The organism is Streptomyces sp. NPDC014623, assembly GCF_043088245.1.
In the GTDB taxonomy this organism is placed as follows: domain Bacteria; phylum Actinomycetota; class Actinomycetes; order Streptomycetales; family Streptomycetaceae; genus Streptomyces.
In genome coordinates this window covers 1-19,361 of the sequence record NZ_JBIBZU010000042.1, presented here as the reverse complement: position 1 = coordinate 19,361, position 19,361 = coordinate 1, and the positions used below count along the sequence as shown (strand labels likewise).

At 67.0% G+C, this 19,361-nt stretch carries 19 protein-coding genes and 6 pseudogenes; 14 read left to right on the top strand and 11 right to left on the bottom strand.

Features of this window, described 5'->3' with window-relative positions; all coding sequences use genetic code 11:
• Positions 1–254: pseudogene (locus tag ACF1FZ_RS34300) on the top strand (hypothetical protein); the annotation flags it as partial.
• Between the two features lie 86 nt (positions 255–340).
• Entirely contained in the window at positions 341–1,687 is a 1,347-nt protein-coding gene (locus ACF1FZ_RS34295; protein ID WP_391777278.1) for a VanZ family protein, read from the top strand.
• A 272-nt stretch (positions 1,688–1,959) separates the two neighbouring features.
• Here the strand turns inward: ACF1FZ_RS34295 and ACF1FZ_RS34290 are convergent.
• Positions 1,960–2,289 (bottom strand): annotated as a pseudogene (locus ACF1FZ_RS34290) (transposase); the annotation flags it as partial.
• Positions 2,290–2,444: 155 nt separating this feature from the next.
• Between ACF1FZ_RS34290 and ACF1FZ_RS34285 the strand changes: the two are divergent.
• Positions 2,445–2,615, top strand: coding sequence for a hypothetical protein (locus ACF1FZ_RS34285; protein WP_391777277.1), 171 nt, complete (start codon positions 2,445–2,447; stop codon positions 2,613–2,615).
• Positions 2,616–2,626: 11 nt separating this feature from the next.
• Here ACF1FZ_RS34285 and ACF1FZ_RS34280 read toward each other — a convergent pair whose 3' ends face one another.
• Both ACF1FZ_RS34280 and ACF1FZ_RS34275 read right to left on the bottom strand, forming a co-directional pair.
• Complete coding sequence (locus ACF1FZ_RS34280; protein WP_391777276.1) at positions 2,627–2,815, bottom strand: hypothetical protein; 189 nt, start codon at positions 2,813–2,815, stop codon at positions 2,627–2,629.
• A 158-nt stretch (positions 2,816–2,973) separates the two neighbouring features.
• Positions 2,974–3,417 (bottom strand): Rrf2 family transcriptional regulator, encoded by a 444-nt coding sequence (locus ACF1FZ_RS34275; protein ID WP_391777275.1) that lies wholly within the window; start codon positions 3,415–3,417, stop codon positions 2,974–2,976.
• A gap of 161 nt (positions 3,418–3,578) precedes the next feature.
• On the opposite strand from ACF1FZ_RS34275, the gene ACF1FZ_RS34270 reads away from it, so the two are divergent.
• Entirely contained in the window at positions 3,579–4,049 is a 471-nt protein-coding gene (locus ACF1FZ_RS34270; RefSeq protein ID WP_391777273.1) for a nuclear transport factor 2 family protein, read from the top strand.
• A 991-nt stretch (positions 4,050–5,040) separates the two neighbouring features.
• Here ACF1FZ_RS34270 and ACF1FZ_RS34265 read toward each other — a convergent pair.
• Genes ACF1FZ_RS34265 through ACF1FZ_RS34255 form a run of 3 tightly spaced genes read right to left on the bottom strand, consistent with a single transcriptional unit; the run spans position 5,041 to position 7,928 of the window.
• Positions 5,041–5,778, bottom strand: a complete 738-nt coding sequence (locus ACF1FZ_RS34265; RefSeq protein ID WP_391777272.1) for an SDR family NAD(P)-dependent oxidoreductase — start codon at positions 5,776–5,778, stop codon at positions 5,041–5,043.
• Between the two features lie 46 nt (positions 5,779–5,824).
• Entirely contained in the window at positions 5,825–6,463 is a 639-nt protein-coding gene (locus ACF1FZ_RS34260; RefSeq protein WP_391777271.1) for a class I SAM-dependent methyltransferase, read from the bottom strand.
• 37 nt (positions 6,464–6,500) lie between these two features.
• Complete coding sequence (locus ACF1FZ_RS34255; protein ID WP_391777270.1) at positions 6,501–7,928, bottom strand: MFS transporter; 1,428 nt, start codon at positions 7,926–7,928, stop codon at positions 6,501–6,503.
• 130 nt (positions 7,929–8,058) lie between these two features.
• Between ACF1FZ_RS34255 and ACF1FZ_RS34250 the strand changes: the two genes are divergently transcribed.
• Positions 8,059–8,643: a helix-turn-helix domain-containing protein gene (locus tag ACF1FZ_RS34250; RefSeq protein ID WP_391777269.1), complete on the top strand. Its 585-nt coding sequence runs from the start codon at positions 8,059–8,061 to the stop codon at positions 8,641–8,643.
• A 69-nt stretch (positions 8,644–8,712) separates the two neighbouring features.
• Here ACF1FZ_RS34250 and ACF1FZ_RS34245 read toward each other — a convergent pair.
• A pseudogene (locus tag ACF1FZ_RS34245) lies at positions 8,713–9,228 on the bottom strand (transposase); the annotation flags it as partial.
• 164 nt (positions 9,229–9,392) lie between these two features.
• On the opposite strand from ACF1FZ_RS34245, the gene ACF1FZ_RS34240 reads away from it, so the two are divergent.
• Positions 9,393–9,557, top strand: coding sequence for an integrase core domain-containing protein (locus ACF1FZ_RS34240; protein ID WP_391777268.1), 165 nt, complete (start codon positions 9,393–9,395; stop codon positions 9,555–9,557).
• A 601-nt stretch (positions 9,558–10,158) separates the two neighbouring features.
• Here ACF1FZ_RS34240 and ACF1FZ_RS34235 read toward each other — a convergent pair.
• The gene (locus ACF1FZ_RS34235) at positions 10,159–10,440 is read right to left on the bottom strand and encodes a hypothetical protein (protein WP_391777267.1); all 282 of its coding nucleotides are present in this window, start codon (positions 10,438–10,440) and stop codon (positions 10,159–10,161) included.
• A 475-nt stretch (positions 10,441–10,915) separates the two neighbouring features.
• On the opposite strand from ACF1FZ_RS34235, the pseudogene ACF1FZ_RS34230 reads away from it, so the two are divergent.
• Together ACF1FZ_RS34230 and ACF1FZ_RS34225 are read left to right on the top strand one after the other, a co-directional pair.
• Positions 10,916–12,107, top strand: a pseudogene (locus ACF1FZ_RS34230) (IS3 family transposase).
• 30 nt (positions 12,108–12,137) lie between these two features.
• Positions 12,138–12,281 (top strand): annotated as a pseudogene (locus ACF1FZ_RS34225) (site-specific integrase); the annotation flags it as partial.
• A gap of 96 nt (positions 12,282–12,377) precedes the next feature.
• Here the strand turns inward: ACF1FZ_RS34225 and ACF1FZ_RS34220 are convergent.
• Both ACF1FZ_RS34220 and ACF1FZ_RS34215 read right to left on the bottom strand, forming a co-directional pair.
• Complete coding sequence (locus ACF1FZ_RS34220; protein ID WP_391777266.1) at positions 12,378–13,037, bottom strand: response regulator; 660 nt, start codon at positions 13,035–13,037, stop codon at positions 12,378–12,380.
• On the bottom strand, positions 13,034–14,287 hold the full coding sequence (locus ACF1FZ_RS34215; protein ID WP_391777265.1) for a sensor histidine kinase: 1,254 nt from the start codon (positions 14,285–14,287) through the stop codon (positions 13,034–13,036). Before ACF1FZ_RS34215 ends, ACF1FZ_RS34220 begins: the two co-directional genes overlap by 4 nt.
• A gap of 133 nt (positions 14,288–14,420) precedes the next feature.
• Between ACF1FZ_RS34215 and ACF1FZ_RS34210 the strand changes: the two genes are divergently transcribed.
• Positions 14,421–15,329 carry an ABC transporter ATP-binding protein gene (locus ACF1FZ_RS34210; protein WP_391777264.1) on the top strand — a complete coding sequence of 303 codons (909 nt, stop codon included), beginning with the start codon at positions 14,421–14,423 and terminating at the stop codon, positions 15,327–15,329.
• Complete coding sequence (locus tag ACF1FZ_RS34205; protein ID WP_391777263.1) at positions 15,326–16,171, top strand: ABC transporter permease subunit; 846 nt, start codon at positions 15,326–15,328, stop codon at positions 16,169–16,171. The genes ACF1FZ_RS34210 and ACF1FZ_RS34205 overlap by 4 nt, the downstream gene beginning before the upstream one ends.
• Before the next feature lie 287 nt (positions 16,172–16,458).
• Here ACF1FZ_RS34205 and ACF1FZ_RS34200 read toward each other — a convergent pair whose 3' ends face one another.
• Positions 16,459–16,644, bottom strand: a complete 186-nt coding sequence (locus tag ACF1FZ_RS34200) for a hypothetical protein (RefSeq protein ID WP_391777280.1) — start codon at positions 16,642–16,644, stop codon at positions 16,459–16,461.
• On the opposite strand from ACF1FZ_RS34200, the gene ACF1FZ_RS34195 reads away from it, so the two are divergent.
• From ACF1FZ_RS34195 to ACF1FZ_RS34180, 4 genes and pseudogenes are all read left to right on the top strand, one after another.
• Positions 16,643–16,969 carry a transposase gene (locus ACF1FZ_RS34195; RefSeq protein WP_391777262.1) on the top strand — a complete coding sequence of 109 codons (327 nt, stop codon included), beginning with the start codon at positions 16,643–16,645 and terminating at the stop codon, positions 16,967–16,969. The genes ACF1FZ_RS34200 and ACF1FZ_RS34195 overlap by 2 nt on opposite strands.
• A 5-nt stretch (positions 16,970–16,974) precedes the next feature.
• Positions 16,975–17,733 (top strand): IS3 family transposase, encoded by a 759-nt coding sequence (locus ACF1FZ_RS34190; RefSeq protein WP_391777279.1) that lies wholly within the window; start codon positions 16,975–16,977, stop codon positions 17,731–17,733.
• Positions 17,734–17,931: 198 nt separating this feature from the next.
• Positions 17,932–18,963, top strand: a complete 1,032-nt coding sequence (locus ACF1FZ_RS34185) for an IS110 family transposase (protein ID WP_391777261.1) — start codon at positions 17,932–17,934, stop codon at positions 18,961–18,963.
• Between the two features lie 54 nt (positions 18,964–19,017).
• Positions 19,018–19,239 (top strand): annotated as a pseudogene (locus tag ACF1FZ_RS34180) (integrase core domain-containing protein); the annotation flags it as partial.
• Positions 19,240–19,361: the final 122 nt, after the last annotated feature.

Genomic DNA, 19,361 nt, shown 5'->3' with positions numbered 1-19,361 from the left:
GTACGGCTGGACAGATCGATGCCGGACGGGTAGACAAGCACGCGAAAGCTCCTGGCGGACTGGTGATCTTGGTCGTGAACCCGTCTACCAGGAGCTTTCTTCATGTCCACCGCCGGGGTCGCCCGCCCAACCACCCGTCAGGTTGGAAACGGCTCATTGTCCGGTACGAAAGAAAAGGCAACCACTTCCTCGCCTTCCTCGGCCTCGCTGCAGCCCTCACCTGCCACAGGAGACTCGAAAAACTCACCACGTGAGACATTCCCTTATGGTCCACTCCCTCTGGGAGCAGCCCACAAGGTTTTTTATAGATCTCCAATTTTTCCATTCTTCCGAGGTTCACATGATTAGCGCCATCCTTCGAGGGAACCCATGGTTGGTTCCCGCCTTCCTGGTCTCCAGTGCCATTTTGGGCGCATTGATGTTTTTCGTTGCGCGCAAACGCGGTTTGTCGAGACCGCTGGCAGTGCTGCTCGGTGTGGCCGCGGCTGGTGAGCTAGTGGCGACGCTCTATCCGAGCCACGCGTCGGCAGCCGCGTCAGGTACCTGCTGGGTAAACCGCGATCCCATCACTCCTCTGCTGACCCAGCAGGGCTTGATGAACGTCGCCATGTACATTCCGCTCGCATTTTTTGCTGTCGCAGTGTTCCGGCGGCCAGCAGTTCTGACTTCCTGCTGCATCGTGCTTTCTGCGGGCACGGAGCTCACGCAAGCGCTCCTACCGCACGTGGGGCGCTCATGCACGTCCGAAGATCTTGTAGCCAACAGCCTGGGTTCCGTACTGGGTGCGGCAGCAGCTGTCTTCATGCACCGGAGGAAGGAAGTCAAAGGCGGTACGGAACCGAAAACCCTTAACAAGCCGGATTTTTCCCGTGCCGCAAATATCATCCTCGGTGGGGTGATTCTGGTCCTCGTGATCGGGTCTATGAGCGTCACTCCGGTGCTCACTGAAGTGTCCGAACTGACACGGGCGAGCTCTAGCCAGGAGGACCAAGCCAAGAAGATGGTAAAAAAGATTTACGGAAACCAGGCGAAGATCTCCAGAATTCAGTACATGAAGGGAGAGGGTGGGCAGACCGATCAGATTCTTGTCACCCTCGAAGACGGATTCGTGAACTTTACGACCACCGAAGACTTCGTGACCGGATCCACTCTCGCTAAATCACTTCCTGGGGTGCGGAATCGCCAGATTGAAACAGATGAAGAAGCAACTCGACAAGCGGCATCATTTGTGGAGTCAAGGTTTCCCTGGGCGCTCGAAGCAAGCAAGCCCATGGTCGACCCTACGGTCGAGGGAACTGGGCAGAAGACCGTTGGATGGCGCCAGCGCGTGGAGGGCGTCCTCATGCCGATGAGAATGGACGTGGTCGTCGAACCTAACGGCCGCATCTCTGCCTTTACGGGCCGCAACGAGAAAGGGCCGAGCGCACCTCCGGCTCATAAGATCACTGCCGCCCAGGCGCAGAAAATTGCCGGGGGAAATATCCCCAACGGTAAGTACGATAGCTCGGAAATACTAGTACAAAAAAATAAACGGGGAGAATGGGAAACTCGATGGGCGGTTAATTTCGCACTTCCTCCAGTAGAGGCGAGCGAGGAAGAAGTACCTGTGCAGCAAGTTGCCTCTGTCATGATCCATGCAGAAACGGGGAAAGTAATAGAAGTGAACTACGGCGACAGCGCTAGCTGAAGATCCCGATACGTGCCATCGGAATGAGCCCCGCATCAAGCCTGGAAGCTCCCGGATCGGACGCACAGATTCGTCGTCACAGCCAGCAGGCAGCATCGCCGGAGATCCATTCCGGGGCCCGCTCAGAGGATCTACGCCGCGCGGAGACACCCCCGGAAGCGCCGAACCTACAGCTGGGACGAATGCCCCTGAGCAGGATCAGCGCTCCCAGCTAGAGGTTGTCCCGTAAATGATCTACGACGTGCTGGTCGACCAGCGTTGTTTCCCGGTGATCCGGTGAGGGTGAGGTTGTGGAGGCGGGCGATGCCGAGCATCGTGTGGTGGACGCCGTCGCCTTTCAGGCGGCAGTCGCGCAGGATCTTCCAGCTCTTCATGCGGGCGAAGGTGTGCTCGACGCGGGCGCGGGCCTTGCGGTGGGAGGCGTTGTGGACCTCCTTCCAGGCCGGTAGTTCCTCGTTCTTGTGCCGGCGGTAGTGCGGGATGGTCAGGCCGGTGCCGCGGTAGCCGCCGTCGGCGCTCACCGTGGGGGTGGTTCCGACGGCGGTCTTGGCGCCGGAGTCCTGCCAGGCCCGGCAGTCGTTGCGGTTGCCGGGCACTCGACGAGCTCGACCAGGCACGCAGCCGCAGCACGACAGGCACGGCGAAGCCCTGGATCCGGCGGCTGCGCGGCGGGCGGCAGGCGGGCGGCGGCCACACCGACGAGCAGAAAGCGGCGCTGCGGGCTTGGGACGCCGTCAAGCTCGGCCTGTCCACGCCCGTGGACACCGGCTACCGCCGCATCGGCTTGCCGTTCCTCACCGACGAGGTGGTGGCTGAGATCGAGGCGAAGGTGCGGACAGCTGTCCACGGCGGAAGAGCCGGCCCTGCGCGGGCGGACCTGCAGGCCATTCAGCGGGCTTGCTCGGGGCGCGTCGACATCCTGGCCTAAGGGTCTGCCGATCATTGCGGCAGCTGATGGTCTGTCCGGCTGTCCGGCTGGGTGGGCGGCCGCAGCCTTCTGGGCCTGGCGGGGGACGGTCTGGGCTTGTCGAGGTGCCCGTGCACCGTGAAACGGGGCACGCCGAATCTGTCGGGGATCTGCTGGACGGTCTTCTCCCGCTCGTCGTCGTAGAGCCGCTGGACGAGCACGGCCTATTCCGCGGTGAGCTCGGCCTGCGCCCGCCGTCTGTTCCGGCGGCGGATCCAACGCGTTCGGCGCGGGATACCATCTCCACGCTCACGTCACTCCGCCCCGGTGGGCAGAACCCACGCCGAACCCTACGGTTCGCACGGGGGCGCCCAGCTGATCAGAAAGGCTGGCGAGGTGCCGCGAGTACGTCCCTGAGTACCTTCTCGAGCGTGACGCGGGCCAGTTCGTGTCTCAGGGTCTCCTCGATGTCCTGGTAGATGCCCCGCATTGCCGGCTGGATGCCGTGACCCACCACACATCCCTGGTCCGGGGTGGTGCGGTGCATCGCGAACAGCGGGCCGGGTTCCACTGCCTCGTACACGTCGAGCAGGGTGATCGCCCCCAGCTCGCGCGCCAGCGACCAGCCCGCGCCCGCGCCCCGCCGGGACTCCACGAGGCCGGCCCTGCGCAGCTCGCCGAGCAGCCGTCTGATCACCACGGGGTTGGTGTTCGCGCTGGCTGCGACCTGCTCGGAGGTGGCGACCTCGTGGCCCTGGCGCTGGTAGAGACCGATCCAGGCCAGCGCATGGGCGGCGATGGTCAGCCTGCTGTTGGCGCTCATGATCCCTCCTCCGGTCGCAACGCTCCATGTTACGACAGTGCAGTCGCAACAGTGAAGGTTGCGACAATCTGACGTAACAACTATCGTTACGACAGTCAGGAAGGGCCAATCAAAGACAAGCGCGGGCCGTGAGCGTGTGGCGAACTCAAAGGAGAACAGGGATGGAAAGTAACGAAAAGACCATTCGCGAGGCTTACCGGCTCGCGGAAGGGAACGTTCTCGACGGTGACGGTTTCCTGGCCTTGTTCACCGAGGACGGGTCGTTCAACGACATGTCGACCTCGCAGAGTTTCCGCGGAGAGCAGATTCCTCAGGTGATCGCGGGCCTCGCCCGCTCGTTCCCCGATGTACACCGTGAGCTGCTCGAGGTACATGCGTTCGGTGATGTCGTCGCCGTCGAGTTGCGAATCCAGGGCACGCATCTCGGAGGGTTTCCGACTCCGGTCGGCGAGATCCCACCGACCGGGAACCGGATCGACGTGCCGGCGGCGGACCTCTGGTACCTCCGTGACGGAAAGATCGAAAGGTTCAATTGCTACAACTCGATGAGCGTGTGGCTTGATCAAATCGGGGTCCGCCCTGACTTCAAGTCCGCAGTCGAATCTACCGATACAGCAGCCGTGACGGCGTAACTCTGACGGTCAGCGCCGAGTATGCGACAAGACACTCCCTTCTTCGGGCCGCATACCCGGCGCTGCTTTTTGAACAAAACTGTTGTTCGCACCCGGCCGCCGACACGACCCGGCAGGCCGGCTCATCGAATATCAGCAGCCCTGGCCGACAGGTAGGGCAACGACCCACATCGAGTGACGTTCTCCGGGCCCGCCTCCACGAGACACACGGCTGCGACGAGACCCCACCCCAAAGATCATCGAGGTACGCGGGGCCGGACTGCTCTTCCCCATGCTGCCAAGCCCTGCGCATCCGACGCTGACCGTGGACGAGTTCCACGCGTGCGCGGACCGTGGAGGGCTCGGCCTGCCATGAGTCCGTGACGATCAAGAGAACCGGCGCGGAGGCCGGCGTAAGAGACGGCACCACCCGCGCCCCTTGCTCCGCCCTTGGGCAGGACGACGACTCCCAGCTCGACGCCTTGCGGGCCACGGCATCCCGAGGGACAAGATCTTCAGAGAGAAGATCAGCACCCGCGTCCACCCGGGGGCCCAGTTCGAGGAGGCGCTCGTACGGCGCGGGAGGTCAAGGCCCACGCCTCTCTGCACTGCCGCGTCGTCTTTATCGTGTACGAGATGAAGCGGCTCGGCCTGGTTGTTCCCCAGCTCTCGTGCCGGCCGGCCGATGGAGCCGGTCAGCATGTTTCGCAGGCTCAAGACGCTCGGCATCCTGCCCCGGCCCATCCGAAGCGCCTCGCTCATGGACCTAGTCACCGAACTCTCGCGATCGTCTTCAGCCGTCTGCTCGGCTTCAGCGAGCAGACCGCCGCCAACTGGACGGCCGAGAGCGGCGGCGAGGACGCCCCCTCCGCCGCCCACCGGGCCAGCCGGGCAGCCGCCGCTCATCCGATGAGTCGCGGGGGGATGAGGATGCGGCTGGACCAGCGTCTTCGGACCGCTGTGGGGCTTCGGCGGTGTCGTCCGTCCGCCTGTGTCGTTGTCTGCACGCGCGTTATCCGAGAGCGGGTTGACCGCCCATGGCGCTGAGGGTGGCGCCGTTCACGTAGCTGGCGTCGGGGGAGGCCATGAAGGCGATGGCCCCTGCGATCTCTTCGGGGTCGGCCAGGCGTTGGAGGGCGACGGCTTGTCCGGCTGATTCGAAGGCTTCGCCGTAGGCGGCTGTGCCCTCTGTGCGGGTGGGGCCGGCGGCGACGGCGTTGACGCGGACTCCGGCGGGCCCGTATTCGGCGGCCCAGACGCGAGTGAGGGATTCCAGGGCGGCTTTGGTGGCGCCGTAGATGCCACTGCCGAGACCGGGGGTGCCGGCGGCGCCGCTGCTGACATTGATGATGGAGCCGTGTCCGCGTTCGGTCATGCCGGGGGCGAGGGCCTGGACGAGGAGGTAGGGGGCGCGCAGGTTGATGGCGATGTGGGCGTCGAAGGTGGCGGGGGTGGTGTCGGCGGTGCGGGCGAAGTGGAAGATGCCGGCGTTGTTGACCAGGATGTCGACTCGCCCGGCGCGTTCGGCCAGGTCTGTCACCTGTGCGGGGTCGGACAGATCAGCCGGCTCGAAGCGGGCTGTGGCGCCGAGGGCCTCAATGTGCTTCAAGGTGTCGGCCGCGCGTTCCTTGTCGCGGCCGTGGACGATGACGGCGGCGCCGTGGGCGGCCAGGGCCAGGGCGGTGGCCCGGCCGATACCGGCGGTGGCGCCGGTGACCAGGGCGGTCTGGTGTGCGAGGTCGTGCTGCATGGTCGTACTCGTTTCTGCGTGGCGTCGCGTGTGGGTGAGGGGTGGGTTACTGGGTGCGCTGGGCGGTCAGGACGGTGTCGTGGATGGTGACGTGCCGGCGGTCGGGTGTGGTGGCAGTGCGGGGGCGGGCGGCGCGGGTGACGGCCTTCCAGGCGGGTGCAGGCAGGTCGTTGATGAGGTCGTCGGCGGTGTAGAAGATGTCGGGCTCAGGCGGGCGGGGCATCGCGGTGTCCAGGTCGCTGGGGTGGTGGCCGATGATCACCAGATGTCCGTTGCTCGCCACCCGCGCGGCGAGGGCGGCGAAGACGGCGCGGCGCAGGGGTGAGGGGAAGTGGAGGAAGGAGGCGGTGACCAGGTCGTAGTGAGGCGCGTCGTCCTGGGGTGTCCAGGTGCGGATGTCGGCCGGTTGCCAGGTGAGGCGTCCGGTCAGTGCGGTGGGCGTGTGGTCGGCTGCGCGGGCGAGGGCCTGGGCGGAGAAGTCGGTGCCGGTGACCTGCCAGCCAGCCTGGGCCAGCCAGATGGCGTCGGCGCCCTCGCCGCAGCCTGCCTCCAGCGCCCTCCCCGGCGTCAGTGCGGTGACTTCTTCGGCGAGCGCGGGGTTGGGCTGCCCGCTCCACAACGGGTCGGGGGCGTTGTAGCGCTGGTTCCAGAACGCGGCTTCGTAGCGGGGATCGGTGTCACTCATCAGGCGTTCTCCAGGGTGTGGTCGGGAGCTGTGGGGATCATGCGGGGGTGGTGTCGGGAGCGGGGATGCGGCGCGCCCAGAGGCCGAACAGGAGCAGGCCGGCCAGGGGGAAGGCGGCGGTCGCGAGGAAGGTTGCTCCCAGACCGCCCTCCAGTCCGCCGGTGGCGGAGAGCACGCTGGTCAGAACGGCCAGGCCCATGCCGCCGCCAAGCTGTTGCAGGCCCTGGTTGAGGCTGGCGGCGGCACCGATGTGTTCGGCGGGGGCCTGGTGCATGATCACGGCGGTGACGGGGGCGAAGGTGGCGCCGGCGCCCGCGCCGAGCAGGATCGAGGGCAGCAGCACGGTGACGATCGAGGTGTTCGTGTCGGCGTCGGCGGCCACCAGCGCCATCCAGGCGATGCCCAGCACCAGTCCGGCAAGGCCCGTACTGCCGATGACGCGCTCGCCCAGGCGCGGAAGCAGCCGTGGGATGAGCTGGTTGGTGGCGATCAGGCCGACGGTGAAGGGCACCAGGGCAAGACCGGTCTGGATAGGGGTGAAGCCGAGCACCTGCTGGGTGAGCAGGGTGGTGAAGAACAGGAAGCCGACCTGCCCGGCCGGGACGAGCAGCATCGACAGCAGGGGGCCGGCGCTGCGCATGGAGGAGAAGAACGCCAGCGGCATCACCGGATGCGGATGCCGGCGCTCACACACGATCAGGGCCGCGAGCGCGAGGGCGGCGACGGCGAACGACCCGAGAACCACCGGGCTGCTCCAGCCGCGGTCCGCGGCAGAGGTGAAGGCGAACACCAGCGCCACCATCGTCAGGATCGAGGCCGTGGCGCCGCCGATGTCCAGCGAGGTGCGCCGACGTTCCATCTCCGACAGGTTGCGCACCGCTCCGAGCAGCACCACCAGCCCGATGGGGGCGTTGACGTACATCACCCACTGCCAGCCCAGCGTCTGTGTCAGCACCCCGCCCGCCAGCAGTCCCACCGCTGCTCCAGCGCCGACGGTCATGACGAACATCGCCATGGCACGCGAGCGCTGCGGGCCCGGCGTAGTGATCCCCATCAGCAGCACCATCACACTGGGCGCCGCCACCGCCGCTCCCACCCCCTGAAGGGCCCGCGCCGCCACCAGCACCCCAGCCGAGGGGGCCAGCCCTCCCGCGATGGAAGCAATCACAAAGACCACAACGCCCAGAACCAGGGCGCGGCGCGGCCCGATCATGGAACCGACCTTCCCGCTCAGCAGGATCAGGCCGCCGAAGGTCAGCGCGTAGGCGGTGACGACCCAGGACAGGCCCGCGCTGGAAAAGTCCAGATCACGGCCGATGTCGGGCAGCGCCACGTTAACGATCGAGGTGTCCACGACGAACATCAGCTGCGTCAGCACCAAAATCACCACCGCCAGCGCGACCGGACCACGGCGCACCTTCACCGGGGCGCCGGGCGGCGCTGCGGCCCGCTGCACCTGCACCACCTCACTTCCGCTGTCTTTCCTCATTGCGCCTCTCCCTCCGGACGGCAGCCCCGGTCGGAGCGCCTCCCACCACCGTCGGCTCGCACAGCACAACGCGCAAAGATCCTTGCTGCGGTGGCAAGGTGGGGGGATGGACGAAGAAACACAGTCGACGATGGCCGCGGTCGGCCCGCGCCTGAAAGGGCTGCGGACCCAGCGCAGCCTCTCTTTGACGGCCCTGGCGGAAGCCACCGGGATTTCCCTCAGTACGCTCTCGCGACTGGAATCGGGCCAGCGCCGCCCCACCCTCGAACTGCTCCTGCCCCTGGCCCGGGAACTGCGCGTGGACATCGGCCAGCTCATCGGCGCACCCCAGACGGGCGACCCCCGGCTACACCTCCAGCCCGTCACTCGCCACGGCATGACCATGCTCCCGCTCACCCGACGGGCAGGCAGCCTGCAAGCGTACAAATTGATCATCTCGCCGAAGATGCGCTCGCCCGAGCCCGAGCAGGCCAGCCACGAGGGCTACGAATGGATCTACGTCCTCGACGGCCGCCTGCGCTTGGTCCTGGGCGACAACGACCTCATCATGGGCCCCGGCGAAGCCGCCGAATTCGACACCCGCACCCCCCACTGGTTCGGCAACGCCGACGACCACCCCGTCGAAATCCTCAGCCTCCTCGGCCACCAAGGAGAACGTGCACACCTCCGCGCCCGCACTACACCCCGCTGAGACCGCGTTTGAGATCTCACTGGTTGACGCGTGAGAGGGGCCGGGGCCTGGTCGGGTTGCTGGTCGGCCGCGGGTGAGCCGGCGGACCATGATGCCGATCATCGCCCAGCGGATCATGGTCTCGGAGTGGGCGGGCTGCTGCTCGTAGTCCCGGGCGAGACGGCGGTGTGCGGTGATCCATGACAGCGTCCGCTCGATCGCCCAGCGCTTGGGCTGGACCTGGAAGCCCCGCTGGCCGGGGTCCTTGCGGACGATCTCCAGTTCGCGGCCGAGGATCTGCGCCGTCCAGTCAACCAGGCGTCCGGCGAAGCCCTGGTCCGCCCAGATCTTCTTCACACCCGGGTGGTCCAGTCGGGTCCTCAGCAGCGGACGCCGTGCGCCGTCACGGTCCTGGATGCTCACGGCGACGACGTGGACGGCCAGAAGCAGGCCGAGGGTGTCGGTGACGATGAACCGCTTGCGGCCCTTGACCTTCTTGCCCGCGTCAAAGCGTCTGGTCCCGGCGGGAATGGTGTCGGCCGTACACACGGACTGCGAGTCGATCAAACCGGCACTCGGCTCGGCCTCGCGCCCATCGGCCTCGCGGACTGATACACCACAGCGATCGCTGGTCGCAATACGTATCAATTCGGTATACCGACCAGCTCGCCGACATCGGCGTCTCCGTCTCCGTCGACTCCGTCGCGGACTCGTATGACAACGCGATGGCCGAGGCGCTGAACGGGACCTTCAAAGCCGAGCTGATCTAGATGCAGGGTCCCTGGAAGGACGTCGACCAGGTCGAGCGGGTGATCTTCCAGTGGATCACCTGGTACAACGAAGAACGCCCGCACTCCGCGCTCGACTACGTGCCGCCGGCCGAGTACGAGGAAGCCTTCTGGCGCAGCCAGGAGCAAACCCCGCAGTCCGCCTGAACCAATCAAGATCGGACTCTACGAAACTCGGGGCAGCTCACTACCATCTGACGGTTGTTGCGAAGTTGCAGGCGGTTGAGGCCGGACCGCGGAAACGCTTCGGCGAAGATGTCGAACCGCTCAAATTGGTCGGCCGGAGCTTGTCGTCGCGGTTGTAGAGCGTGAGCTGGGAGGACCGTGTCCTCGGCAGGAAGCAGGCGTTCCACGCGCTGGCGGGTTCGGCCACGGCCGCGGCGAGGATGGTGCCGAAGTGGGGACGGTGCGCTCAGCGCCGACGCCAAGGAAGGTGCCGCACTCGTGAAACTCGCAGACGCGTGCCCGGACACGACGGTGCAGTACAAGCTCGCTCGATGACCTCCTGGTGAGGATCAAGAGGGTCTGACAATGAAAGTCTGCCGCAGCCCAGACTGGATACCTCGGTCTGGGCCGCCGCGCGTCCGGCCGCTACCACCTGGCGTATCACGCACAGAACTGGATAGCCCTGAGCCGCGGATCCGGACGGCGACATTGCGGGATGGCAGTGCCGTGCACGATCCGTGGAGTGGTTCGGCGAAATTGCAGTTGACAGCGATGCCAGTAGGCAAACAGCCGCCCTCGGGCCTCAGAGCGTCGTGACCACCACGCGCTGGGCATACGGCGCACCTTCGAAGTTGCTCACGCTCGCCGTGACCTTCACCGGGTCGCCCTCTCCGAACGGGAGATGGTTGCCCGACAACGTGCGGGCGGTGATCGCCACCGTGTGCTTCTGCCCATCACAGGTCAGCTGGGAGGGCTGCAAGGTCGCGACTCCGCGAGGGCTGCTGATCTGCGAGTCCCGCTCGTCGGCCAACCGCCAGGCGATACCCAGGTAGAGGATCGGGGCCGGGTCGCAGGAGTACGTCACGGAGGCCGTGATCCCGTCCCTGTTCTGTGCCGTCGCAGGAAAGTACGTAGCCTCGCCCACAGTAACGGTGTTGTCCTTGCCAAAGATCGTCGAGTCATCCCCGGCCAAGGCCGGGGGAGCGGCGGCCAGGGTACCTGCCCCAGCCAGGAACGCAGTGACGGCGACGACGGAGACGCGGTGTCGCAGAGCTAACGGGCGCATGCTGAACTCTCCTTGTTCACAGGCGGTTTGCCGGTCCAGTCGTGGATCTTCGCAGCTGCCCGTACACGTGTCCAGAGTGCGCCGCGCGCCCACAGCGGGCCGTGACCTACCCGGCGGCACCACGACGGTCGGAGCAATCGGACAGCCCGAGCGAGCGTCACAAGATGCGCCACCAGGGCCTCAACTAACGTGCGGGGCGGTACTGAAGGGGCCTTGACCCCGGATGTGGGACACACGAGACACTGGATCCTGAGGATCTGAGAACGGACATCTCGTGGTCATGAAGAACTACCCGCCACAGTCCGAGGCGGATGCGGTCGCGCTGTACGAATCGCGGCCCGAAGCGACGGTCAGGTCGGTCGCCGCCGATCTGGGGATCAATCCGGAGGCGCTGCGGAACTGGGTGAGGGCTGCCGGCGTGAGCCGTCCCCGGGGACGGCGGACGCAGGAACCGGCCCTGCCGCCGGGCCCGCTGGAGGCGGAGAACGCCGCCCTTGCGGAAGAAGGTCCGTGAGCTGGAGGAGGAACGCGAGATCCTGCGGAAGGCGGCGAAGTATTTCGTCGGGGAGACGCGCTGGTGAACCGCTTCCAGTGCGTCGCCGACCTCCAGCGCCGCTACGGCGTGAAGCGGCTGTGCACCATCCTCGGCATCGCCCGCTTGAGTTTCTGCTCCTGGCGCCGGACAGCTGCGGACCGGGCCGCCCGGCAGGGGGCCGACGCGAGGCTGGCCGCCCGGATACGGGCGGTGCACCAGGAATCGGACGGCACCTACGGAGCCCCCGAGGATCACCGCCGAGCTCCGCGAGACGGGCAGCGAGGCGCTCAGCCACAAGCGGGTCGCCAGGATCATGCGGGCATTGGGGATCGAGGGGGTCCGGTTGCGCCGCCGGCACCGCACCACCATCACCGACCGGCCGCCGCCAAGCCCCCCGGACCTGATCAGCCGCGACTTCACCGCGGACAGGCCGAACACGAAGTACGTCGGCGACACCACCTACCTGCCCATCGACGGCGGGACGTTCTGCTACCTGGCGACCGTCATCGACCTCGCCTCACGCCGTCTGGCCGGCTGGGCGATCACCGACCACATGCGCGCGGACCTCGTCACCGACGCCCTGGCCGCGGCGATCCGCACCCGCGGCACCCTCGCCGGATCGATCATGCACACCGACCACGGAGCCCAGTACACAAGCAGAATCTTCACCCAAGCATGCAGGTCAGCAGGGATTCGGCGAAGCATGAGCGCGGTCGGGTCCAGCGCGGACAACGCACTGGCCGAGTCCTTCAACACGACCTTCAAACGCGAGACCCTGCAAAGAACGAAAGAGCTGCCAGACGAGCGCGAGGCCCGCCTCGACGCCCTCCGATGGCTGAACCGCTACAACACCCGACGCCGACACTCCCGCCTCGGACAACAATCACCGATCGCCTTCGAGAACACCCCCACCGCACACCAACTACGCTGACACAAGCCGCATAACCCGTGTTCAGGATTCGGGGTCAAGGCCCCGTCGCTGCTGATACTGATGGCCAAGTCGCGGCACAAGAAGCCGGAGAACCTCCGCCGTTACTTCAAGCCCTCACCGGCGGCCATCGCCGAGCTGACCAGCCTTCTGGCCCCCGGTGACAGCCGGCGGTGAGCCAGAACCTTGATCAACCTGCGCACTGACGGCAGGCGGGGTTGGAGCGGATCGCGCACCGCCCGCCGGTGCTCGCTGTGCGGGGAGTTCGTCCGTTCACTGGGACGGTGCCACCAGGCCCGCCTCATAGGCCAGGATCACCAGCTGCACCCGGTCGCGAGCATCGAGCTTGGCAAGCAGGCGGGTCAGGTAGGTCTTGGCGGTGGCGATGCTGATGCAGAGCTCGCCTGCGATCTCCGTATTGGACAGGCCCCTGCCGACCAGAGTCAGCACCTCGCGTTCCCGGTCGGTGATGCCGCCGAGCTCCGCCCGCCGCGGCAGTGACGTTGCGGGCCGGGTGGTGAACTCTTTGATCAGCCGGCGTGTGACAGCCGGTGCGATCAGGGCGTCCCCGGCGGCAACGATCCGGATTGCGGAGAGGATGTCGTCCAGGGCCATGTCCTTGACGAGGAATCCGGAGGCGCCGGCGTGCAGCGCCCCGTAGACGTAGTCGTCGTCGTCGAAGGTCGTGAGGACGACGACGCGTGCGGAGCCGGTGCCCTTCGTGATCAGCCGGGTGGCCTCGATGCCGTCCATGCCGGGCATTCGGAGGTCCATCACGACGACGTCGGGGTCGAGTTCCTCCGTCAGCCCTACCGCTTCCGCGCCGTCTCCGGCCTCGCCCACCACCTCGATGTCCGCGGTGTCGGTGATGACCATCCGCAGGGCGGCACGGACCAGGGGCTGGTCGTCGGTGAGTACGACACGGATGGTCATCTGACGCCCGCCTTCTCTTCCGCCTCGGTCATTGCCGGTAACGGCAATCTGGCCGATACCAGGAAGCCGCCCCCGGGACGGGGCCCGGCCGTGAAATCGCCGTGCAGCAGGGCGGCCCGCTCGCGCATGCCGATCAGGCCGTATCCGCTGTCCGTGTCGGTGCCGCCGCCTTTCCCTCGGTCCGAGACCTCGACCGCGAGTTCTTCCGCGCGGTAGTCGACGCGCACGAGGCAGGAAGCGGCCCCCGAGTGCCGTACGGCATTGGTCACCGACTCCTGGACGATCCGGAACGCCGCGAGGTCGATGTCAGCGGGCAGCGGGCGACGCTTGCCCTGCCAGCACACCTCCACGCGGACGCCGGCGGCCGTGGCCGTCTCGGCGAGTCGTTCCACGTCCGACAGGCCGGCGACCGGTTGCAGGGACGCTTGTGCACGCCCATGGTCTTGGCCGGTACCTTCCTGGTCCTGGTCGGCCTGGCGCAGGGCGCCGAGCATCCGCCGCAGCCCGGACAGGGTCTCGCGCCCCGCCTTCTCCACGGTGAGCATCGCCTCCCGGGCTTTGGCCGGCTGGGTCTCGACGACCCGGGCTGCGGCGCCGGCCTGCAGCGCGATGATGCCGATGTTGTGGGCGACGGTGTCATGCATCTCGCGGGCGATGCGCAGCCGTTCGGCGATGACGGCTTGCGCGGCGGCCCGTGCGTACAGCTCTTCGGTGTGGGCGCGGGCCTGATAGACCGAGTTGCCGATGAGCCAGGCGATGGCCACGGTCAGGGCCAGGAAAGGCTCAGGAGCGATCCCGGAGTCGTCCTCCGTGAGCAGCCGTAGCAGGAAATAGCAGGCGAGCACGCCGAGCGCCCCCGCGGCCGCCGCGAGCGAGTTCCGTCGGGATCGGATGGCCGCGATGTAACAGAGGGCCAGGTCCACTGCCAGGAACTGCAGCGGCGGGATCTCGTCCTGGCGCCAGGCCACCGTCGAGGCGACCGTACCGGTGATCACCAGTGCGTACGCCGTCGACGTCCTGCGGCGCAGTACCGCACCGCCGGCCAGGACCAGCACGAAGGCGACGGCGAGCAGGGCCCGGGCTTCCAGCGAATCGAGCCCGTCCTGGGGAAAGTCGAGTGAGTAAGCCCGTCCTGGCGGCGTCACGACGTATTCGACGATGGGCTGCACCGCTGCCGCGGACCACGCCAGCGTCGTCCACAGGCCCGGCGGTATGCGCTTGAGCAGCGGCAGAGACAAGGAGGCGGGCATTGGGTGATCGTAACCGTATGCCGTTGATGGGACATCAGCCCGTGGTTGTACAACCGGGGTTGACGCTCGCGCCCGGCGATTGTCAGCTCCGGGCCGACGACGGGCGGGGCCCGCCCCCGGCACCGTCGTCCCCGTGATCGAAGTCAACGAGCTCACGAAGCGATACGGCAGCACGACGGCCGTCACAGATCTGACCTTTACCGTGAGACCCGGCCAGGTGACCGGGTTCCTGGGACCGAACGGTGCGGGCAAGAGCACCACGCTGCGGATGATCCTCGGCTTGCATGAGCCCACCAGCGGCACCGTCATCGTCGATGGCCATCCCTTTCGCGACCGCCCCCGCGGTCTGCGTCTCGTCGGCGCCCTTCTCGACGCGCACGATGTGCACGGCGGGCGCAGCGCGGTGGCGCAGCTGTCCGCCCTGGCCCGCAGCAACCGCATCCCGCAGCGCCGGGTGGAGGAGGTACTGCGGGAGGTCGGCCTCGCCGAGGTCGCCCGGCGCCGCATCGGCGGATTCTCGCTCGGCATGAAGCAACGGCTCGGCATCGCTTCCGCCCTGCTCGGAGACCCACCGGTACTGCTCTTCGACGAGCCGCTCAACGGCCTCGACCCAGAAGGCGTGAGGTGGGTGCGTGACCTGTTCAGGCGTCTCGCCGCCGAGGGCCGCACCGTGTTCGTCTCCAGCCACCTCATGTCCGAGATGGAGCACACCGCCGACCAGTTGATCGTCATCGGCCGCGGCGAGCTGATCGCAGCGGAAAGTCTCACGGAGTTCTCCGCTCGCGGCACCCGGCAGAGCGTCACGGTGGGCACGCCCGCCGCGGCCGTCCTGAGAGACCTCCTGAAGGCCGAGGGCGCGGCTGTACACACGGCGGGCGACCTGCTCGCCGTGACCGGTGTGACCACGCTCCGGATCGGTGAGATCGCCATGGAGCACCGCATCCCGCTGCATCACCTCAGCACCCGGTCCGCCTCCTTGGAAGAAGCGTTCATGGAACTCACCGCCGACAGTGTGCAATACCTCGCAGGAGACCCTCAGTGACCACGACATACGCTCCCGCCGGCGAACTCGGCGCCGACGAACCGCGCGCTCGCTTTCACGACCTGGTGGCCGCCGAGTGGATCAAGCTTCGGTCGCTGCGCTCGACCTGGATCGCGTACGGGGCCACCGCCCTGGTCGTCATCGCGTTCAACGCGGGCACCGCCTACGACACCTACAACTACTGGCCGGCGCGGAGCGCGGCGGACCGGGCCGACTACGTTCGGGCCGGAATTCCGCTGCAGGTGGCGTTCACGGCGAACGCCACCATGGTCATGATGCTCGCCCTCGGTGCCATCGGCGCCGTCGCGATCATCGGCGAGTACAGTACGGGCACCATCCGTACGACGTTCGCGGCCGTTCCGGCCCGCCGTTCGGTGATGGCCGCCAAGACGGTGGTCGTCACGGCGGTCACCACCGTCTTCGGCTCGATCGTCGCGGGGGCCTCGTTCGGCCTGACGCAGGCGATCCTCGGCGGCCGGGACGCAGGCATCTCGATCAGCTACCCGGGCGCCCTGCGCGTCGTAGTGGCGTCCGCCCTTCTTGCGCCCGTGTGCGCGGTCGCCGGCATGGCCATCGGCTCCGTCATCAGGCACACCTCGGCCACCATGATCGTCTCGGTGGCGGTCATCCTCGTGCTGCCCATCGTCTTCACCGACGGCCGCCACTGGTCGGCGGTCGCCGGGCACGCCACGCTCTACCAGGCGTGGTTGCGGCTCGTGGAGGTCGGCCCCCGTCAGACCGACTTCCCGTGGACGACCGGCGGGGCCTGGAGCGTCTACGCGGTGTGGGCGCTCACCGCAGCCGTGCTCGCCGTCACCAGCGCGCAACGGCGCGACCTGTGAGAGGGCCGGTCGGCCAACTGCCCGGGTGGCAAGATGGCCGCCCGCACCTGGGAGCAGTTGGTGGTCGGCTCTGCGGTGTGGGCGTCGCCGCCGTGACGCCGAGACCGTCAGACTGACCGAGACGCCTCCTCCGAACGCCCCGCCTATCGGGGCCGCCGCACGTTACTGCTACGCGAAGCGGTCACCATCGTCGTCGGCGCTTCGGCTTCCGGTACTGACTCCGCGTCACTGACGACCACGGACGCCACGCCCACGGCGGCTGCGACCAGGATGACGGGTTGACGAGACTATTCCTCATCGACGGCATCCGGGTCGCGCAGGGACCGCAGGCCGCCCGGCAGGTCCGGGAGCTGGAAGGAGTACCGGCCGAGCATGTTGATGTGGTGGCGCACGAACGGCGAGAGGCGGGCCACGCCCTCCTTGAACCGCCCCGGGTTCGGTAGAGACTCGATTCCGTGAAAGGATTGAGTCATGGCACGCCCTTCCTCCTATCCCGTTGAGCTGCGCAAACGAGCGGTCCGTATGGTCGCCGAGGTCCGTGGCGACTATCCGAACGAGTCGGCCGCACTGCGGGCGGTCGCCCAGAAGCTCGGGATCGGTTCGGCCGAGACCCTGCGGAACTGGGTGAAGCGGGACGAGATCGACTCCGGGCAACGGCCCGGGACGACCACGGAGGAGTCCGCGCAGATCAAGGCGATGAAGAAGGAGAGCGCCGAGCTGAAGCGGGCGAACGACATCTTGAAGGCGGCGGCGAGTTTCTTCGCGGCCGAGCTCGACCGGCCACACACACGCTCGTAGCGTTCATCGACGAGCACCGGGCCCGCTTCGGCGGTGTCGAGCCGATCTGCCGCGTGCTCACCGAGCACGACTGCAAGATCGCCCCCTCCACCTACTACGCCCACCGCAAACGGCTTCAGGCCCCGTCGGCCCGCACGGTCCGCGACGCCGAGCTGAAGCCGCTCATCCAGCAGATCTTCGAGGCCAACTACCGTGTCTACGGGGCCAGGAAGATCTGGCGTGAGCTGCACCGACAGGGCCACATCGTGGCCCGGTGCACGGTTGAACGCCTGATGCGCGAGCTGGGCGTCGCAGGTGCCGTCCGTGGGAAGAAAATCATCACCACAATCCCGGACAGTTCCGTAGAGCGGGCGCCGGACCTGCTGGACCGCAACTTCGTCGCGCCGGCCCCGAACCGTTGCTGGGTTGCCGACTTCACTCACGTCAGCACCTGGTCATCAGTCGTCTACGTCGCCTTCGTCGTGGACACCTTCTCCCGCCGGATCGTCGGCTGGTCCGCCGCCACGGCGAGGGAGGCACGGCTCGTCCTGGACGCGCTGGACATGGTCCGATGGCAACGCGATCGCGACGAACAGCCTTATCAACGAGGCGAGTTGATACATCACTCTGATGCCGGGTCGCAATATACGAGTTTCCGGCTCGCCGAGCACCTGAACGACGCCGGCATCGCGGCCTCGATCGGTTCGGTCGGCGACGCCTACGACTGTCAGTCTGTTCGTACCGGATCCCGCAAGGATCGGGTAGTCCCGGCCGTGACGGTCTGACTCTTGCTTACGACCGACCCCACGGGTGTCCTGGCGTTGATCTGTCGACCGTCCGGCCGGGCACGCAACAAGCGCTGCCGCCGGACGGACGTGACCTCATAGGAGCCTGGAGCCAACTCGTCAAAGCGTCCCCGTGACAGTCCTGTCCCTCCGGCCGGCGGCAGCGTGCACCCCACGCTACCGACCGAAGGGAACGCGGTGGACAACAACGAGCAGCACAGGTCCGGGCACGTCGTGATCGGCGTCGACACTCACAAGCATGTGCACGTCGCGGCCGTGATGGACACGATCGGCGGAATCCTGGCTACCTTGACGATCCCCACCGACACCGGCGGATTCCAGCAACTCCTGGACTGGGCAGGCTCATACGGCAGGGTTCTGGCCTTCGGGATCGAGGGCACCGGCTCCTACGGCGCCACCCTGGCCTCGTTCCTTCGACGGGCCGGGCACAAGGTGGTCGAGGCCGGCCGCCCGGACCGGCGGCTGCGGCGGATGAACGGCAAGTCCGACACCCTGGACGCCGAGAACGCCGCCCGGGCCGTCCTGGCCGGGTACGCGACCGCCACGCCCAAGAGCACCGACGGTGAAGCCGAGATGATCCGGCAGCTCAAGATCGCCCACGACCAGGCCGTCGAACAGCGCTCAGCGGCGATGGCCACCATGAAAGCGATGCTTGTCCACGCTCCCGATCCCCTGCGCAACGAGACCGCGGGCAAAACGCAGATCACCCTGGCCCGACACCTTGCCGGCCTGCGTCCTCGACAGCTGGAGGGCCCCGAGGACGCACTGCGCCACGCCCTGCGCACGCTGGCCAAACGGTGGCAGTACCTCGACGCCGAGGCCAGGGAACTGACGAAAATGATCGCTGAGCTGGTCCACCGCACCGCCCCGCAACTGCTCGAACCCTTCGGCATCGGTGTGGACACCGCCGCGGAGATCCTCGTCGTGGTCGGCGACAATCCCGAACGCATCAAATCCGAAGCCGCCCTCGCCAAGCTTGCGGGCATCGCTCCCGTGCCCACCGGCTCCGGCATGACCAGCGGCCGGCACCGCATCAACCACGGCGGCCACCGCCAGCTCAACGCCGCGATCTATCGGACCGTCATCGTCCGCATGCGATTCCACCAACCGACGATCAACTACGTCACCGCCGCACCGCCGAGGGCAAAACGAAACGCGAGATCATCCGTTGCCTCAAACGCTACGTCATCCGCGAGGTCTACCACCTGATCCGACCCGCACCACGGACCCTCCCCACAGCGAGTTGACAACTATAGGAGCGTCAATGCCCTCATCGAGTCCACGATCGGCCTGTTCAAAACCGAGCTGATCAAGCCCGGACGGCCCTGGAGGACGCTCTCCCAGGTCGAACTGGCCACCGCGGAATGGATCGACTGGTACTGCCATCGCCGGCTCCACGGTGAAATAGGGCACATCCCACCCGTCGAATACGAGACCAACTACTACCTCACCACCACGAAACCCCAGGTCACAACCACAATTTGAGGCCTCTACCGAACCCGGGGCGGTTCAGTCCGCAGACAACGAGCTCTCGTCTTTTCATCTGACGGGGGCTCTTTTTTATGCCCGCATCAATGAGTAGGCCCTGGTTTCCCGCCGGGGCCTTT

Excerpts from the sequence above, each read along its gene's own strand:
- ACF1FZ_RS34200 (WP_391777280.1), bottom strand. The coding sequence starts at position 16,644 with ATGACTCAATCCTTTCACGGAATCGAGTCTCTACCGAACCCGGGGCGG.
- ACF1FZ_RS34240 (WP_391777268.1), top strand. The coding sequence starts at position 9,393 with ATGCAGGGTCCCTGGAAGGACGTCGACCAGGTCGAGCGGGTGATCTTC.
- ACF1FZ_RS34265 (WP_391777272.1), bottom strand. The coding sequence starts at position 5,778 with ATGCAGCACGACCTCGCACACCAGACCGCCCTGGTCACCGGCGCCACC.
- ACF1FZ_RS34215 (WP_391777265.1), bottom strand. The coding sequence starts at position 14,287 with ATGCCCGCCTCCTTGTCTCTGCCGCTGCTCAAGCGCATACCGCCGGGC.
- ACF1FZ_RS34295 (WP_391777278.1), top strand. The coding sequence starts at position 341 with ATGATTAGCGCCATCCTTCGAGGGAACCCATGGTTGGTTCCCGCCTTC.
- ACF1FZ_RS34250 (WP_391777269.1), top strand. The coding sequence starts at position 8,059 with ATGGACGAAGAAACACAGTCGACGATGGCCGCGGTCGGCCCGCGCCTG.
- ACF1FZ_RS34270 (WP_391777273.1), top strand. The coding sequence starts at position 3,579 with ATGGAAAGTAACGAAAAGACCATTCGCGAGGCTTACCGGCTCGCGGAA.
- ACF1FZ_RS34260 (WP_391777271.1), bottom strand. The coding sequence starts at position 6,463 with ATGAGTGACACCGATCCCCGCTACGAAGCCGCGTTCTGGAACCAGCGC.
- ACF1FZ_RS34195 (WP_391777262.1), top strand. The coding sequence starts at position 16,643 with ATGGCACGCCCTTCCTCCTATCCCGTTGAGCTGCGCAAACGAGCGGTC.
- ACF1FZ_RS34275 (WP_391777275.1), bottom strand. The coding sequence starts at position 3,417 with ATGAGCGCCAACAGCAGGCTGACCATCGCCGCCCATGCGCTGGCCTGG.
- ACF1FZ_RS34220 (WP_391777266.1), bottom strand. The coding sequence starts at position 13,037 with ATGACCATCCGTGTCGTACTCACCGACGACCAGCCCCTGGTCCGTGCC.